16 protein-coding genes are annotated in these 15557 nt (G+C 59.4%); 10 read left to right on the top strand and 6 right to left on the bottom strand.

The genetic code is table 11. The annotated features are described in order from the left end of the window. Nucleotides 1-302: 302 nt before the first annotated feature. Together ACW55A_RS18605 and ACW55A_RS18600 are read right to left on the bottom strand one after the other, a co-directional pair. The gene (locus ACW55A_RS18605; protein WP_003432851.1) at nucleotides 303-1523 is read right to left on the bottom strand and encodes a CaiB/BaiF CoA transferase family protein; all 1221 of its coding nucleotides are present in this window, start codon (nucleotides 1521-1523) and stop codon (nucleotides 303-305) included. Nucleotides 1524-1535: 12 nt separating this feature from the next. After that, nucleotides 1536-2717 (bottom strand): acyl-CoA dehydrogenase, encoded by a 1182-nt coding sequence (locus ACW55A_RS18600; RefSeq protein ID WP_074808974.1) that lies wholly within the window; start codon nucleotides 2715-2717, stop codon nucleotides 1536-1538. 153 nt (nucleotides 2718-2870) lie between these two features. Between ACW55A_RS18600 and ACW55A_RS18595 the strand changes: the two genes are divergently transcribed. The 10 genes from ACW55A_RS18595 to ACW55A_RS18550 all read left to right on the top strand — a co-directional run bounded on the left by ACW55A_RS18595 (nucleotide 2871) and on the right by ACW55A_RS18550 (nucleotide 12654). Then, nucleotides 2871-3794, top strand: a complete 924-nt coding sequence (locus tag ACW55A_RS18595) for a LysR family transcriptional regulator (RefSeq protein WP_455809184.1) — start codon at nucleotides 2871-2873, stop codon at nucleotides 3792-3794. Nucleotides 3795-4199: 405 nt separating this feature from the next. Next, a complete protein-coding gene (locus ACW55A_RS18590) occupies nucleotides 4200-5321 on the top strand; it encodes a Re/Si-specific NAD(P)(+) transhydrogenase subunit alpha (RefSeq protein WP_003368022.1) in 1122 nt (373 codons plus the stop codon). 10 nt (nucleotides 5322-5331) lie between these two features. Next, nucleotides 5332-5655 carry an NAD(P) transhydrogenase subunit alpha part 2 gene (locus tag ACW55A_RS18585; RefSeq protein ID WP_002555867.1) on the top strand — a complete coding sequence of 108 codons (324 nt, stop codon included), beginning with the start codon at nucleotides 5332-5334 and terminating at the stop codon, nucleotides 5653-5655. After that, nucleotides 5652-7106, top strand: coding sequence for an NAD(P)(+) transhydrogenase (Re/Si-specific) subunit beta (locus tag ACW55A_RS18580; protein ID WP_003432845.1), 1455 nt, complete (start codon nucleotides 5652-5654; stop codon nucleotides 7104-7106). The genes ACW55A_RS18585 and ACW55A_RS18580 overlap by 4 nt, the downstream gene beginning before the upstream one ends. Nucleotides 7107-7285: 179 nt before the next feature. Beyond that, nucleotides 7286-8779 (top strand): succinyl-CoA:acetate CoA-transferase ScpC, encoded by a 1494-nt coding sequence (gene scpC / locus ACW55A_RS18575; RefSeq protein ID WP_455809182.1) that lies wholly within the window; start codon nucleotides 7286-7288, stop codon nucleotides 8777-8779. 320 nt (nucleotides 8780-9099) lie between these two features. Then, a complete protein-coding gene (locus ACW55A_RS18570; protein WP_498811509.1) occupies nucleotides 9100-9315 on the top strand; it encodes a DUF1127 domain-containing protein in 216 nt (71 codons plus the stop codon). A 312-nt stretch (nucleotides 9316-9627) separates the two neighbouring features. Continuing rightward, nucleotides 9628-9945 (top strand): DUF2388 domain-containing protein, encoded by a 318-nt coding sequence (locus ACW55A_RS18565; protein WP_003368015.1) that lies wholly within the window; start codon nucleotides 9628-9630, stop codon nucleotides 9943-9945. Between the two features lie 86 nt (nucleotides 9946-10031). Further along, nucleotides 10032-10337 (top strand): DUF2388 domain-containing protein, encoded by a 306-nt coding sequence (locus tag ACW55A_RS18560; RefSeq protein WP_455809180.1) that lies wholly within the window; start codon nucleotides 10032-10034, stop codon nucleotides 10335-10337. 38 nt (nucleotides 10338-10375) lie between these two features. Beyond that, entirely contained in the window at nucleotides 10376-10696 is a 321-nt protein-coding gene (locus tag ACW55A_RS18555) for a DUF2388 domain-containing protein (protein WP_003368012.1), read from the top strand. Continuing rightward, nucleotides 10693-12654, top strand: coding sequence for a DUF7844 domain-containing protein (locus ACW55A_RS18550; protein ID WP_475242805.1), 1962 nt, complete (start codon nucleotides 10693-10695; stop codon nucleotides 12652-12654). The genes ACW55A_RS18555 and ACW55A_RS18550 overlap by 4 nt, the downstream gene beginning before the upstream one ends. On the opposite strand, the gene ACW55A_RS18545 is transcribed toward ACW55A_RS18550, so the two are convergent. From ACW55A_RS18545 to ACW55A_RS18530, 4 genes are all read right to left on the bottom strand, one after another. Further along, complete coding sequence (locus ACW55A_RS18545) at nucleotides 12655-13032, bottom strand: SCP2 sterol-binding domain-containing protein (protein ID WP_003368006.1); 378 nt, start codon at nucleotides 13030-13032, stop codon at nucleotides 12655-12657. A gap of 166 nt (nucleotides 13033-13198) precedes the next feature. Beyond that, complete coding sequence (locus ACW55A_RS18540; protein WP_498811508.1) at nucleotides 13199-13642, bottom strand: hypothetical protein; 444 nt, start codon at nucleotides 13640-13642, stop codon at nucleotides 13199-13201. Between the two features lie 247 nt (nucleotides 13643-13889). Further along, complete coding sequence (locus tag ACW55A_RS18535; RefSeq protein WP_003316110.1) at nucleotides 13890-14165, bottom strand: HU family DNA-binding protein; 276 nt, start codon at nucleotides 14163-14165, stop codon at nucleotides 13890-13892. Between the two features lie 192 nt (nucleotides 14166-14357). Continuing rightward, a complete protein-coding gene (locus tag ACW55A_RS18530; protein WP_455809179.1) occupies nucleotides 14358-15506 on the bottom strand; it encodes an NAD(P)/FAD-dependent oxidoreductase in 1149 nt (382 codons plus the stop codon). Nucleotides 15507-15557 lie beyond the last annotated feature (51 nt).

Here is a 15557-nt window from a genome sequence, read left to right as displayed (position 1 = left end):
ACTCTGGAGTTGCTCATCAGCGGGAGGCGAATTCTACAGCGTTACAACCGCGTGTCAAACTCTTTTTTCTCACCGCTGTCGATCAATTCAGACCCGACCTCCTCCCTCGCTGACTCTTCACTCCAAAACCTTGCAAACTATTGATCTACAAGGCTTTTTCGTTTCCGTCTGCGCCGGAAGTGGGGCGAATTATAGACGCATCACAGAGGGCGTCAACCGTTAATTTCAAAATCGCCGAAATTAACCTTAAAGGCCCCCTGGCTATATAGAAGAGCTCTTCGCAAACGCTTTCTTCTATATAGCTACAGCACCCCTGCCTCGCGCAGCACAGTGATCTCTTCCTCACCAATCCCCAGCAGCGCCTGCAGCACTTGCGCCGTATGCTCTCCCAGCAGGGGCGGCGCCCTTGTGTATTCGACTGGCGTTTCGGACAGCCGAATAGGGCTGGCCACCTGCGGAACACGCCCGGCCAGCACATGAGGAAGCTCTATGGCCAAACCCCGCGCCACCACGTGCGGATCGGCGAACACCTGAGCCAGGTCATTGACCGGCCCGCAGGGCACACCGGCTGCCTCCAGCTCACTGACCCACTGGGCAGTGGCCTTGAACACTGTCACCTGGCGAATCAAAGGAATCAGCTCGGCACGATGAGCCACTCGCAGCTTGTTGGTCAGGAAGCGAGGATCTTCCGCCCACTGCGGCTGCCCCGCCACAGCGGCAAACTTCCTGAACTGACTGTCATTGCCGACAGTAAGGATCAGGTCGCCATCGGCAGTGGGAAAATCCTGATAGGGCACGATGTTGGGATGAGCATTTCCCAAACGCTTGGGCGCTATTCCGGTAGTCAGGTAGTTCATGCCCTGGTTGGCCAGACAGGCCACCTGTACATCCAGCAGCGCCATATCAATGTACTGGCCGATATCGCTTTGATCACGATGGGCCAGAGCGGCGAGAATGGCCGTCGTCGAATACAGACCCGTCAGGATGTCGGTCAATGCGACGCCGACCTTCACCGGCCCCGCACCCTCTTCACCATCGGGCAAGCCGGTAAGACTCATCAAGCCACCCAGCGCCTGAATCATGAAATCGTAACCCGGACGCCGCGCATACGGCCCGCTTTGCCCAAAGCCGGTAATGGAGCAATAGATCAGCCTCGGGTTGACCGCCTTCAGCGACTCGTAATCCAGCCCGTAAGCCGCCAGCCCGTCGACCTTGAAGTTTTCGATCACGATGTCGGACTTCGCCGCCAGCTCGCGCACCAGCCTTTGCCCTTCAGGGCGCGTGAAGTCGATAGTGACTGACTGTTTATTACGATTGGCGGACAGGTAATAGGCCGCCTCGGTAGTGTTCTGCCCCGCAGCATCCTGAAGGAACGGCGGCCCCCATGAGCGAGTGTCATCGCCGCCCCCTGGGCGCTCGACCTTGATCACATCGGCGCCAAGGTCAGCAAGGATCTGTCCGGCCCATGGCCCGGCCAGGACTCTCGACAGGTCGAGCACCCGGATATGCGAAAGCGCGCCCATGATCAGCCCTCCTTAATAGAAAGCCTGAATGCCGGTCTGCGCACGCCCCAGAATCAACGCATGCACGTCGTGCGTGCCTTCGTAGGTATTCACAACCTCCAGGTTGACCAGATGCCTGGCGATGCCGAACTCATCCGAGATGCCATTGCCGCCCAGCATGTCGCGAGCCATGCGCGCGATATCCAGCGACTTGCCGCACGAGTTGCGCTTCATGATCGAGGTGATCTCCACGGCAGCCGTACCTTCGTCCTTCATGCGCCCCAGACGCAGGCAACCCTGCAAGGCCAGAGTGATTTCGGTCTGCATGTCTGCCAGCTTCTTCTGGATCAGCTGATTGGCCGCCAACGGACGGCCGAATTGCTGGCGATCCAGGGTGTACTGCCGCGCGGTGTGCCAGCAGAATTCTGCAGCACCCAGCGCGCCCCAGGAAATGCCATACCGTGCCGAGTTGAGGCAGGTGAACGGCCCCTTCAGACCGCGCACGTCGGGGAAGATGTTCTCTTCGGGCACGAACACGTTATCCATGACGATCTCGCCGGTGATCGATGCGCGCAAACCGACCTTGCCGTGGATGGCCGGAGCGCTCAGGCCTGCCCAGCCTTTTTCGAGAACGAAACCGCGGATATCGCCGGCATCGTCCTTGGCCCACACTACGAACACATCAGCGATCGGGCTGTTGGTGATCCACATCTTGCTGCCGCTCAAGCGGTAACCACCCTCGACGCTCCGGGCGCGGGTGATCATCGCCCCAGGGTCGGACCCATGATTGGGCTCGGTCAGGCCGAAGCAACCGATCCATTCGCCAGAAGCAAGTTTGGGCAGGTACTTCTGTTTCTGGGCCTGCGTACCGAACTCGTTGATCGGCACCATGACCAGCGAGGACTGCACACTCATCATCGAACGGTAGCCCGAATCGATACGTTCGACTTCACGCGCGATCAGCCCATAACACACGTAATTCAGACCGCTGCCACCGAACTCTTCCGGGATGGTCGCCCCCAAGAGCCCCACCTCGCCCATCTCGCGAAAGATGGCCGGGTCGGTTTTCTCGTGACGGAATGCTTCCAGCACGCGCGGGGCCAGCTTGCTCTGGGCGAACTGCTCGGCCGTGTCGCGGACCATGCGCTCTTCTTCGGTGAGCTGTTGATCCAGCAACAAGGGGTCAATCCAGTTAAAGCTTGCCTTACCGCTCATGCCAGTTCCTCGCGTTCAGATGAAATCCTGCAGTGATCCTAGTCCTGGCCCATGCCAGCGACAAACGAGGTTTTATCAAGCATGTGTGCTAATTTCTCACTCCGAGACACAGAAAGGCGCTCCAAAACAAAAATACCAGTGAGAAGAAAGTACATGAGACGCAAGATACCCAGCACGACTGCACTGGTCAGCTTCGAGGCAGCCGCCCGCCACGAGAGCTTCACCAAGGCCGCTCATGAGCTGTCCCTCACGCAAGGCGCCGTGTGTCGGCAAATCGGCGGGCTGGAAGAGTTTCTCGGCGTCGAGCTGTTCCGGCGTTCGCGCAGGGGCGTAAAGCTCACGGAAGCCGGGCTTTCCTATAGCCGTCGTGTTTCCCAGCAACTGGACGCGGTCGAGCGCGACACACTGTCGGTCATGGGCCAACAAGGCGCCAATGCCATCGAGCTCGCCGTGGTGCCGACCTTCGGCACTCAGTGGCTGCTGCCGCGCCTGAAGGACTTCCAGCACAAGCATCCCGACGTCACGGTCCACCTGACCAACCGCACCCGCCCATTCCTGTTTGCCGACACCGACTTCGATGCCGCCATCTATTTTGGCGATGCCGACTGGTCCGGCACCCAGTCGCATCGACTGATGAGCGAAAACTCCATGCCGGTCTGCAGCCCCTCTTTTCTTGAAGGTCGCGACAGTCTGGGAGCACGTGAACTGGCCGAACTGCCGCTGCTGCAACAGACCACCCGGCCCTACGCCTGGCGCCAATGGTTCAATGCGCAGGATCTGGATGTCGCGCGCGACATGACCGGTCCGCGCTACGAGCTGTTCTCGATGCTGGCGCAGGCGGCCATGCATGACATGGGCATTGCTCTGATTCCCCCCTTCCTCATTCAACGCGAACTGCAGGAAAAGCGTCTGGTGATCGCGAACACTCGGTCGCTGCCCGGCAGTAAGGCCTATCACCTGATGATTCCTGAGCGCAAAGTTGAATCGGCATCGCTGACTGCGTTTCGTGACTGGCTGATCGAACAGGCCCGGGCTTACCAGTTGCCCCAGGAAAAATCCGACCAATATCTCAGGTAGCCCATAGCTGTTGGCACCTACAGATATAAACTTATGTCGCCCTTAAGTAACTTCAGATCGCGCACAGAAAACGGGACATAACCCTTTATTTATAGGGTCTATAGGTCCATACGGCGCATTTATCGGATTTTCGGCAGAAAAACTTTTATCACCTGTTTTTCGTAAGGAATATCGTCGCAGCCCATACAGACAAAGGGCCCTGTCGAATAAGTGCGACAATAGGTCACAGTGTGACTTGTAGTTCACCTATAGTTTCGTTACAGAATGTATTGAAGCCTGCAAACTTCGCCTGCAAAATGCCCCGCCCCTGCTGCAAAGGGGTGTGCTGATTGGCCAAGCCAGACGCACCAGCCGTAGTGCACTGGCCTACATACGAACGATAAAAAATCGCGCAGGAGATTTGTCGTGCACATTGGCGTTCCTCTCGAAACACAAGCGGGCGAAACCCGGGTAGCTGCTACTCCGGAAACCATCAAAAAGCTGATCAGCCAGGGTCACCGGGTTACGGTGCAAAGCGGCGCAGGCCTTCATGCCAGCGTTCCAGACAGCGCTTACGAGGCTGCTGGCGCGGTGATCGGTGACACGCACCAGACCTATGCGGCCGAACTGATTCTCAAGGTCGTCGCACCTGACGAAGAGGCGCTGAGCCTGATCAAAAGCGGCTCGGTGGTCATCGGCATGCTCAACCCCTTCAACAACGAACTGATCGGCAAGATGGCCGCACGTGGCATTACCGCGTTCGCCCTGGAAGCCGCGCCGCGCACATCGCGGGCGCAAAGCCTTGACGTGCTGTCTTCGCAAGCCAACATTGCGGGCTATAAGGCAGTACTGCTCGCCTCGCATCACTACCCGCGCTTCATGCCTATGCTGATGACCGCTGCCGGCACCGTCAAAGCTGCCCGGGTGCTGATCCTGGGCGCAGGCGTCGCCGGTCTGCAGGCCATTGCCACCGCCAAAAGACTTGGCGCCGTGGTAGAAGCTTCGGATGTGCGTCCGGCAGTGAAGGAGCAGATCGAGTCGCTGGGCGCGAAATTCATTGATGTTCCCTACGAGACCGACGAAGAGCGCGAATGCGCCGAAGGCGTTGGTGGCTACGCGCGCCCTATGCCAGCCAGCTGGATGCAACGCCAGGCCGCCGCCGTGCATGAGCGCGCGAAACTGTCGGACATCGTCATCACGACCGCACTCATTCCCGGCCGCAAGGCCCCGGTGCTGCTCGGCGCAGAAACCGTGGCGCAGATGAAGCCCGGCTCGGTGGTGATTGACCTGGCCGCTGCACAAGGCGGCAACTGCCCGCTGACCGTTGCCGATCAAGTGGTTGTCGAGCACGGCGTGACCATCGTCGGCCACACCAACCTGCCCGCTCTGGTCGCTGCCGATGCATCGGCGCTCTACGCCCGCAACCTGCTGGACTTCATGAAGCTGCTGTTCGACAAGGACGGCACATTCTCGATCAACCTCGAAGACGACATCGTCGCCGCATGCCTGATGTGCCGCGACGGGCAAGTTGTCCGCAAGAACGGCTGAGGACACACCAATGGAAGAGCTGATTTCCCCCGGCGTCTACAACCTGATCATTTTCGTACTGGCGATTTATGTCGGCTACCACGTGGTCTGGAACGTCACGCCTGCGCTGCACACGCCACTCATGGCGGTCACCAATGCCATCTCTGCCATCGTTATCGTAGGTGCCATGCTAGCCGCCGCGCTCACGGTCACCCCGCTGGGCAAGACCATGGGCACGCTGGCGGTCGCACTGGCAGCCGTGAACGTGTTTGGCGGGTTTCTGGTCACTCGGCGGATGCTGGAAATGTTCAGGAAAAAGGCCCCCAAGGCAAAGGATGAGGCGCCCAAGTCATGAGCATGAATCTGGTTACCCTGCTGTACCTGATCGCATCGATCTGCTTCATCCAGGCACTCAAAGGCTTGTCGCACCCGACCACCTCGCGCCGTGGCAACCTGTTCGGCATGCTCGGTATGGGCCTGGCGGTCATCACCACGATCGGCCTGGTCTTCAAGCTCGCGGCACTGTCTACCGCTGAAGGGACCAGCGCGGGCATCGGCTACATCGTAGTCGGCCTGCTGGTGGGCGGAACCGCTGGCTCGATCATGGCCAAGCGCGTCGAAATGACCAAAATGCCGGAGCTGGTGGCGTTCATGCACAGCATGATCGGCCTGGCCGCGGTGTTCATCGCTATCGCTGCAGTCGTCGAGCCTCAATCATTGGGCATCGTTCGAAATCTGGGCGATGCGATTCCGGCCGGCAACCGTCTGGAGCTGTTCCTCGGGGCAGCCATCGGTGCGATCACCTTCTCGGGTTCGGTCATCGCTTTCGGCAAACTCTCGGGCAAGTACAAATTTCGCCTCTTTCAAGGCGCACCGGTACAGTTTTCCGGCCAGCACACGCTCAATCTGGTCCTTGGCCTGGCCACGCTGTTCTTCGGCCTGACCTTCATGTTCACCGGCAGCCTCACTGCCTTTGCGATCATGCTGGCGCTGGCCTTCGTCATCGGTGTATTGCTGATCATCCCGATTGGCGGGGCCGACATGCCGGTAGTGGTGTCGATGCTCAACAGCTATTCAGGCTGGGCAGCCGCCGGCATCGGCTTTTCGCTGAACAACTCGATGCTGATCATCGCGGGCTCACTGGTGGGCTCCTCGGGCGCAATTCTCTCCTACATCATGTGCAAGGCGATGAACCGCTCGTTCTTCAACGTGATCGGCGGTGGCTTCGGCGGCGCAACGGACTCGGCAGGCCCGGCGGGTGCAAAGGAAGCACGCCCGGTGAAGTCCGGCTCGGCAGACGACGCAACCTTCTTGCTGACCAACGCCGACACGGTGATCATCGTGCCCGGTTACGGCCTGGCAGTGGCTCGCGCCCAGCACGCGCTCAAGGAACTGACCGAGAAGCTCGTACACCGCGGCGTCACCGTGAAGTACGCCATTCACCCGGTGGCCGGACGCATGCCTGGGCACATGAACGTGCTGCTGGCCGAAGCCGAAGTGCCTTACGACCAGGTGTTCGAGATGGACGACATCAACTCCGAATTCGGTCAGGCCGATGTGGTGCTGGTGCTCGGTGCCAACGACGTGGTCAACCCGGCCGCCAAGAACGACCCGAAATCCCCTATCGCCGGGATGCCCATCCTGGAGGCGTTCAAGGCCAAGACTATCATCGTCAACAAACGCTCGATGGCCAGTGGTTACGCAGGTCTGGATAACGAATTGTTCTACCTGGATAAAACCATGATGGTGTTCGGAGACGCCAAAAAGGTGATCGAGGACATGGTGAAGGCCGTCGAAAACGCCTAGCCTGACCCCGCTCCATTGAAGCCCCGGCTCGCTTGGCGACCGGGGCTTTTTACATTCCGCGTAACAGTGTTTTGCGCTGGAACCCGCTAATTAGAGCGGTCAAATGCGACCTTGGTAGCAGGACGAAGATCGGCCAAGGCTCTAGACTTGTCGTTCGCTTCTATCTACGAGACAGACCCATGTACCGTGACCGTATCCGCCGGCCCTCCCTGATGAGCAAGGTTATGAGCGCAGCCGACGCTGCCGCCTTGATTGAAGACGGCATGACCGTCGGCATGAGTGGCTTCACCCGTGCAGGCGAAGCCAAGGCTGTGCCCCACGCGCTGGCCGAGCGCGCCAAAGTGACGCCGCTGAAAATCAGCCTGATGACCGGCGCCAGTCTGGGCAATGACCTGGACAAGCAGCTGACCGAGTCCGGTGTACTGTCCCGGCGCATGCCCTTTCAGGTCGACAGCACGCTGCGCAAGGCGATCAACAACGGCACTGTGATGTTCATCGATCAGCATTTGTCCGACACCGTCGAGCTGCTGCGCAATCGACAGATCAAGGCGGTGGACCTGGCCGTGATCGAATGCGTGGCGATCACCGAAGAGGGCCATCTGGTGCTGAGCACCTCCGTGGGCAACTCGGCCAGCTTTGCCATCCTGGCCAAACAGGTCATCGTGGAAATCAACCTGTCCCAGCCACTCGAGCTTGAAGGTCTGCACGACATCTATATACCCAGCTACAGACCGACACGCCTGCCGATTCCAGTCCTGGAGGCAGATTCGCGTATCGGCAGCCACGCGGTGAAGATCGATCCGTCAAAAATAGTCGGCATTGTCATCAGCAACCAGCCTGACTCGCCCTCCACGGTAACGCCGCCTGACGCCGACACTCAGGCCATTGCCAATCATCTGGTGGAATTCTTCAAGAAAGAAGTGCGCGAAGACCGGCTGACCGACAAGCTGATGCCATTGCAGGCCGGGATAGGCAACATTGCCAACGCCGTGATGCACGGCCTGCTGGCGTCGCCCTTCACGGACCTGACGATGTACTCCGAGGTGCTGCAGGACTCGACATTCGACCTGTTCGATGCAGGCAAACTGACCTTTGCCTCGGGCAGCTCCATGACCTTGTCGGCGGCCAAGCACGCTGAGGTCTTTGCCGACTTCAATCGCTACAAATCCAGGCTGGTACTGCGCCCGCAGGAAATCTCCAACCACCCCGAGGTGATCCGTCGCCTGGGTATCATCGGGATCAATACCGCGCTGGAGTTCGACCTGTACGGCAATGTGAACTCCACCCACATCTGCGGCACACGCATGATGAACGGCATTGGCGGTTCCGGGGACTTCTCGCGCAACGCGCACCTGGCGATCTTCGTCACCAAATCGATCGCCAAAGGTGGCGCGATCTCCAGCGTCGTGCCCATGGTCAGCCATGTCGACCACACCGAACACGATGTCGACATCCTGGTCACCGAGCAGGGCCTGGCGGACCTGCGCGGTCTGGCTCCTCGCGAACGCGCCAGAGTAATCATCGATAACTGCGTGCATCCGGATTATCGCGATGCGCTGAACACCTATTTCAGTGCCGCTTGCGCCGTGGGCGGGCATACCCCGCACATCCTGCGCGAAGCACTGAGTTGGCACATCAACCTGGAAGAAACCGGGCGCATGCTGCCAGCCTGAACAGGACAGTTGGAAGTGAGCAAGCGCTTTTCCGATTCACTTTCAACTGGCACCCAAGGGCTTATCGAAAAACTGTACTGCTGTACCGGTCATAAAACTGCCTTGAAAGGTCAAAATCACCACAATCGAACACAAAATGCACCCATAAAGTGCAGACCGGTACAGTTGCCCCATTTATGAACAAAACAGTGTCCAATCACAGTTAACTGAACCCTCACAATACAGGTGAACTGTGTCTATGGAAGCTGGACGCACGCGAGGAAAATGGGCACCAGTCAAGCAACTCACTTATCCCGCCACAAGCGGAAGGAAGTCACACCATGGAACGTACAATCAGTTCCGATCTGTTCAGCGAAAGCACCGTTACCACCGCAAAAGCCTCTCTGCCTCTGCGCGTATTCGCCAGCCTGATGCTCTGGCAGCGTCGCCTGTCCAGCCGCCACCAGCTGGCACGTCTGGATGCACGCCTGCTGGCTGACGCCGGTATCAGCGAATCCCAGCGTTACGAAGAGCTGAGCAAGCCGTTCTGGCGCTAAACATGCGCCCGCTGGTCCTTGACCTCTAGGTCTCCAACCAGCAACCCGAATTGCTTCATACAAAACCCGTCTCAGGCAACTGAGACGGGTTTTGTCGTTTCAGGGGGAGATTCAGAGCGCGCCGGCCAAACCAGTACAGATTTAACAAAATCAAAATACGGCAGGTACAGTCATCAAATATTGCAAACTGTGTAAGCCGAAACCGTCGACCTTCATGACAACTGCAGTATGGGTGGGATAGTCTAGCGCTCTACCTCAGCCCTTCGGCTTCACAGGCAGTCTGTGCCCACTTGTCCACAACGGAACTCGATCATGTCTCTGCTACGTAACCTTGGCGCTGTCTTTCTGTTGACCGCCGCAGCCGGTGCAAACGCCTCCAGCTTCATCGTCACCACCGACGCAGTGGTCGATGCCGTCAATGCATCGACCCGCGCGACCTCCAACGTGTCCTCGTCCCTGAAAGACGACAAGATCGTTCTTGCCGCCCGTGACGACGCCGCCAGCTTCGTGGCCAGCTCCGGCGACATCCGCAGCGCCCGCCTTGAAGGCGCCTTGCAGCATATCCGCCAGGTCCTGCCTGAATTGCAAGCCAGCGACAGCCAGCTGGCTCAGGCCATTCTGGCCATCTGACCGCTGCGCCCCGGCTACGTGCCGGGGTAGCTCTGGCCCGCGCATTGCGCTAGCCTTGGAGCCTGTTTTGCCGGTTCGTGAAAGTCATGCGTTTAGTGCACCTTCTGTATATCGCTCCCTTTGCCAGCCTGATGTACGTCAGTCAGGCTCAAGCGTTCGATACGACCACGCAAGGCCTGGTCAAGACCGCCTATGCCACCAGTCAGGTCTCGACAGGACCGTTCGATAACAAACTGATCATGGCTGCCCGTGACGATGCTGCTGCATTCATCGCCAGCGACGGAGAAATGCGTGGCGCCCGGCTTGAGTCAGCGCTGCACGCCCTGCGTCAGGCAGATGCAAAACTTCATGCCAGCGACCTTGAACTGGCGCAGGCAATCCTCGTCCAATAGCCACTTTCCCCTCTTCGCGTAACTGGAGACGTCACTACATGCGTACCCCGCTGATTGCTGCTTCCCTTGGCCTGCTCTTGCTGGCCGATTTTGCCCAGGCCCAGACTGTTGTGGCCACGAGCAACATCATCGTTCGTGCGTTCGGCCGTACCATCGATTTCACTTCCGACACCACCACATCGATCCGCGACTCCAAGGTCGTTCTCCAGGCCAAGGACGATGCTGCCAGCTACGTTGCCACCGGTGGTGATATCCACGGTGCCCAACTGGATGCTGCGTTCGACACGCTGCGTAGCCGCGTGCCGGAAGCGCGTGATGCAAGCGATCAGACCTTGGCTGAAGCAATCCTCGCATTGTGAGGCGGTTTCGCGCCTGGCTGCTTGCTGGCGCGCTGTCGCTGGTTGGTACGCATGCCTTTGCCAGCCTGAAGCTGGAACTGCACACCGACGGCCTCGATGCGCCCCAACAACAAGCCAGCCAGGCGCTGCTCGACGAAGCCCTGCACGCATTACCGCCCAGCTTCGTCGCAGCACTGGACCGCACCGTCGAGGTGAGCTGGTCCGCTGACATGCCGCAGAACGCCTACGGTCAGGCCGCCGGTCCCTATCAGCTGTACCTCAACAGCCACCTGCTGACGTCCTTGACGGACGGCTCGGCAGCCACCGCCCAGACGGGCCGGCCACACGGTACGGTGCGCCGGGAGCTGCTCGCTACTGTCCTGCACGAGCTGACCCACGTCTACGACCGCGCCCGCCTGTGGTCTCCCAGCGAGCGAGCGGCGATTTTTCGCTGCACATCACGTAGCAGTTCACTGGGCAAGGTCGGTCTGCCTGACGACTGCCGCGGCCAGACCGAGCGACGCTTCACCCTGAGTGACGATCCACGCCTGCTGGACCTGGCGGGCTGGCAGCAATATGTCGGACGTCGTGGCGAACGCGAGGAACATAACGGCCAGGTCGCCCGCAGCCCGGACATCTACGAAACCACCAGCCCGCTGGAGTTCGTGGCGGTGAACATGGAGTACTTCCTCCTCGATCCGGCCTACGCCTGCCGTCGCCCTGCCCTGTATGCCTATTACAAGGAGCGTTTTGGCTGGGCACCTGCAGCCCATAATGAATGCCCGACGTTTTACCCCTACCTGAATGCCGGCAGCGACTTCGGCCGAGAGCCACTGGGCAAGCTGGACCCGGAGCGGGTGTATGCGGTGGATTATCTGCTGGCCGAGGCGAACCAGAACTGGGCAAGCCGCTGGGGCCACAGCATGTTGCGCCTGGTGATTTGCAAACCCGGCCGCCCGCGTGGTCCGGATTGCCGGCTGGATCTTGATCAGCACCTGGTGCTGTCGTACCGGGCGTTTGTCGGCGACGTGCAGCTGTCCAGCTGGGACGGCCTGATGGGGGCCTACCCGTCGCGCCTGTTCGTCCTGCCACTGGCGCAGGTCATCGATGAATACACCAAAACCGAGCTGCGCAGCCTGGCGTCGGTACCAATCAAGCTGTCGCGTCCGGAAATAGAAGGGCTCGTGCAGCACGCCGCCGAGATGCACTGGAGCTACGACGGCAACTACTACTTCCTCTCGAACAACTGCGCCGTTGAAAACCTGAAGCTGTTGCGCGCCGGTACGCACAACCCCAAGCTCGTCGGCCTGGACAGCATCTTGCCCAACGGTTTGCTTGAAGTCCTCGAAGGCCGCGGGCTGGCTGACACCAGTGTATTGGACGATCCCAAGGAAGCGCTGCGTCTGGGCTATCGGTTCGACTCCTACCGGGATCGCTATCAGGCAATGTTCGAAGTGCTGAAGAAGCACCTGCCGATCAAACAGAACACCGTGGAAGACTGGATGGCGCTACCCGCCAGTGAGCGCAGCCAGTGGTTTGCTAAAGCAGACCTGCGTACCAGCGCTGCGATTCTGCTGCTGGAGCAGGCCAGCCTGCGCAGGCAACTGTTGTTGGCCCAGGACGAAGTGAAACAGAGCTATCTGGGTGCACGGGAGTTGAAAGACGGCAAGGTTTCCAACGCCACCAAAACGCTGCAGGAGATCCTCGCCAGCAGCGGGTTCCTCAGTCGGCCTGCCGAGCTGCTGGGCAGCGACGGGTACGGTTTGCCACAGGCAGGAGAATGGCAGCGTCTTGAAGCAGAAAGCAGTCAGCGCCAGAAGCAGCTCAAGCGCCTGACCGGTGATCTCGACAAAGAGGTGCGAGCCCTGCTGGAGCCTGAGCGCGCCAAAGAGATTGCCGCCAACGAAGCCAACCTCAAACAGGTGTCGGAGCACCTGAGGGCGTTGCACAAGGCTGCAGGCGGGCTGCAGCTGCCGTGATCAGGCTGCTTTCTTTTTCGGTTTGAGGTATTTGACCAGGCCCTGGAACCAGATCACCAGGGCCGGGTTGCCCTTGATCTGAATATCCTTGTCCTGAATGCCCTTCATGAACGCCAGCTGCTTGTTCTTCGCCTGGAGAGTATCAAAGCCAAAGGCTGCATCACGAAACACGATGGCAAAGGCCGGCTCTGCAACCGTACCACTTGCACTGCGGATCCGTTGATCATGGACCACGAAGTGACGTGAAATCTTGCCATCTGCAGTCTGCAACTGAAAGGTCAGGTCCTTGCCAGCCAATTGCTGCTGGAACGCCGGATTGTTACGACTGGCGCGGGCCATCAGCAGGCCCAGCATCCACAACAGGAAACGAAATTTCATACACGGCCTCTGAACACGCGGGTTCCGACTCGAAATCGGCGTAGCAGTGTAGCGGGTTATCGGCGCAAAACCTGTAGGACAAAAATCGATTTCAAGGGAGATCGGCACAAAACAGCCCTCGAATATGAGGAGGCTGCTCCACGTGGGGAGCAGCATCACACTGACATCAACGAATGCTGTTGATGCTGCCTTTGTTACCCGTGACCTTTACATCGACCTTCTTGAAGATGAAGTAGTCTTTGACGCTGACTTCGTAGCGCGGCGCAACAATCAGGTCGGCACCGGAGGATTTAACCGCCTTGAAGGCAGCTGCCGCTTTGGTCGTCGAGACAGGATCAGGCAACGCCAGCCCCAGGCCGCCACCGCCAGCTGCGCCGCCGTAGGTCACGCCGTCGGCGAACTGATTATCGCCGCCGAAGCTCAGGAAATTGAACAGCACGTTGGTGGACGACTCGCCGCTGATGGTGCCGCCAACCTTGACGTCAGCCTTCAGGTCGGTTTTGACCGTGCCTTCCAGCGGCGCGCTTGGCTGGCTGACGTCGTAGCTCACACAACCGCTGGTTGTGGCGATCAGAGCCGCAACAGCAGCAAACTTCCATGGCTTTTTCATTCTGGATTTCCCAAGAGTAATTGAAGGGGTGCAGCAGGGGCGGCACTCTAAGGGAATCAGCAACAAGAAAAAGTCAGGCAAAGCTGGGGCTTTGGAAGGCAATTACACGCAATGGAGTAGGACAATTCTCACAGGGAGCGAGAGGCATCATCGGCGTCATACGGCAGAAACAAGAAACGGGCACCCAATCCGATTGGTGTGCCCGCCTGTGGGTCGTGCGCCTCCCGCCGAGGCGCACACCGGGGTATCAAGGGTTGACGCTGTCTTTCAGGGCTTTCCCCGGCTTGAAGGCAACCGTGTTGCTTGCCTTGATTTTGACCGGCTCCCCGGTCTGAGGGTTCTTGCCAGTGCGGGCGCCACGGTGGCGTTGCAGAAAAGTACCGAAACCTACCAGCGTGACACTGTCCTTGCGGTTCAGTGCGCCAGTAATCTCTTCAAGGATGGCATTGAGAACGCGATTGGATTGCTCTTTGGTGAGATCCGCCTTTTCAGCGATGGCGGCTGCAACTTCTGGTTTACGCATATGAAGCCTCTTTTACGGTTTTTTGTTTTTATGTCCCGCGCCGCTTTTGTAAAACAACGGCCACAAGGCGCCGCGACAGCTCTACGTAGCGGCAGACAAGACCGAGGATGGCATGCCGAACTGACCCGCGCCAGTGCATGAGCGCGGTTTATTGGCAGAAATACGGGGTCAATCCGACAAAATGACGAGAAATCACGCCAATAACGCGGGCAGCACCTTGTTGAGTGCGAGTTTTTCCATAACCGCAGCGCCTGTCAGGGCATAGCCCAGCAGATGGCCGTCGGCGTCGTGACACAGCGCTTTGATATCAGCGCCCTGCCCTTCGACGCTCCAGTGGCCATCGCTGCCACGCGGCGGCGGCGAAACCACCAGCGGGCAGGCTGGCGTCTTCACGGTGATCGGCATGGGCCCGTATTTGACTGAGGTCGGGTTTCCGGCCAGCGTCTGGGCCAAGGCACGAGCGCAGCTCATCAACGGCATCACGTAGAGCAGGTTGAGACCATCGACCTCAGCGCAATCACCCAGCGCGTGGATGTTGGCGTGGGAGGTTTGCAGCAGGCGGTCGACCAGAATGCCGCGCCCGGTCTGCAGGCCGGCAGCAGCGGCCAGCTCGATGCGAGGACGCAGGCCGATGGCTGAGACCACCAGATCGCAGTCAATCACCTGCCCGTCCGACAAGTGCGCTTGCAGGCCCTCGCCATTGCGATTCAGACGGGTCAGCACCGGCCCCAGATGGAAACGTGCACCCAGGCTTTCAAGGCCGGTTTTCACCGCAGCCGCCGCCTCAGGGGGCAACAGGGTCGGCATGACCTGTTCGCACGGCGCCACCAGATCCACTTCATAGCCGCCCAGGATCAGGTCGTTGGCGAATTCACAGCCAATGAGCCCTGCGCCGAGAATCAGCACCCGACGCTTGCCCGACGCAGCCGCACGGAAACGGGCGTAATCCTGAAGATCGTTGATCGGGAAAATTGCGTCGCCTGCATCGCCTTCCACCGGTACACGAATGGCTTCGGCGCCCCAGGCCAGCACCAGATCGCGGTAATACACCGCCTCTTCGCCGATCCACAGGCGTTTGTGCCCGGCATCGATCCCGCTGATGCGCGTGTGCGTGCGGATCTCGGCCTTGAGCTGATCGGCCATGGCGCCGGCTTCAGCCATGCTCAGGCCGTCGGCTTCCTTGTTTTTGCCAAAGCCGGTAGAGAGCATCGGCTTGGAGTAGGAACGGCCATCATCGGCCGTGATCAATAGCAGCGACGTGTCTGCGTCCAGCTTGCGAAACTCCCGAGCAAGGTTATACCCCGCAAGGCCGGTGCCGATGATGACGACAGGTGCGCTCATTGTTCTTCCCTATTTCACTGTGCCTGGTGCTCGTTGTTGCCAGCCCTTGTC

The organism is Plantibacter cousiniae (nom. nud.) (assembly GCF_977070315.1).
This window is presented reverse-complemented; position numbering and strand designations above follow the sequence as displayed.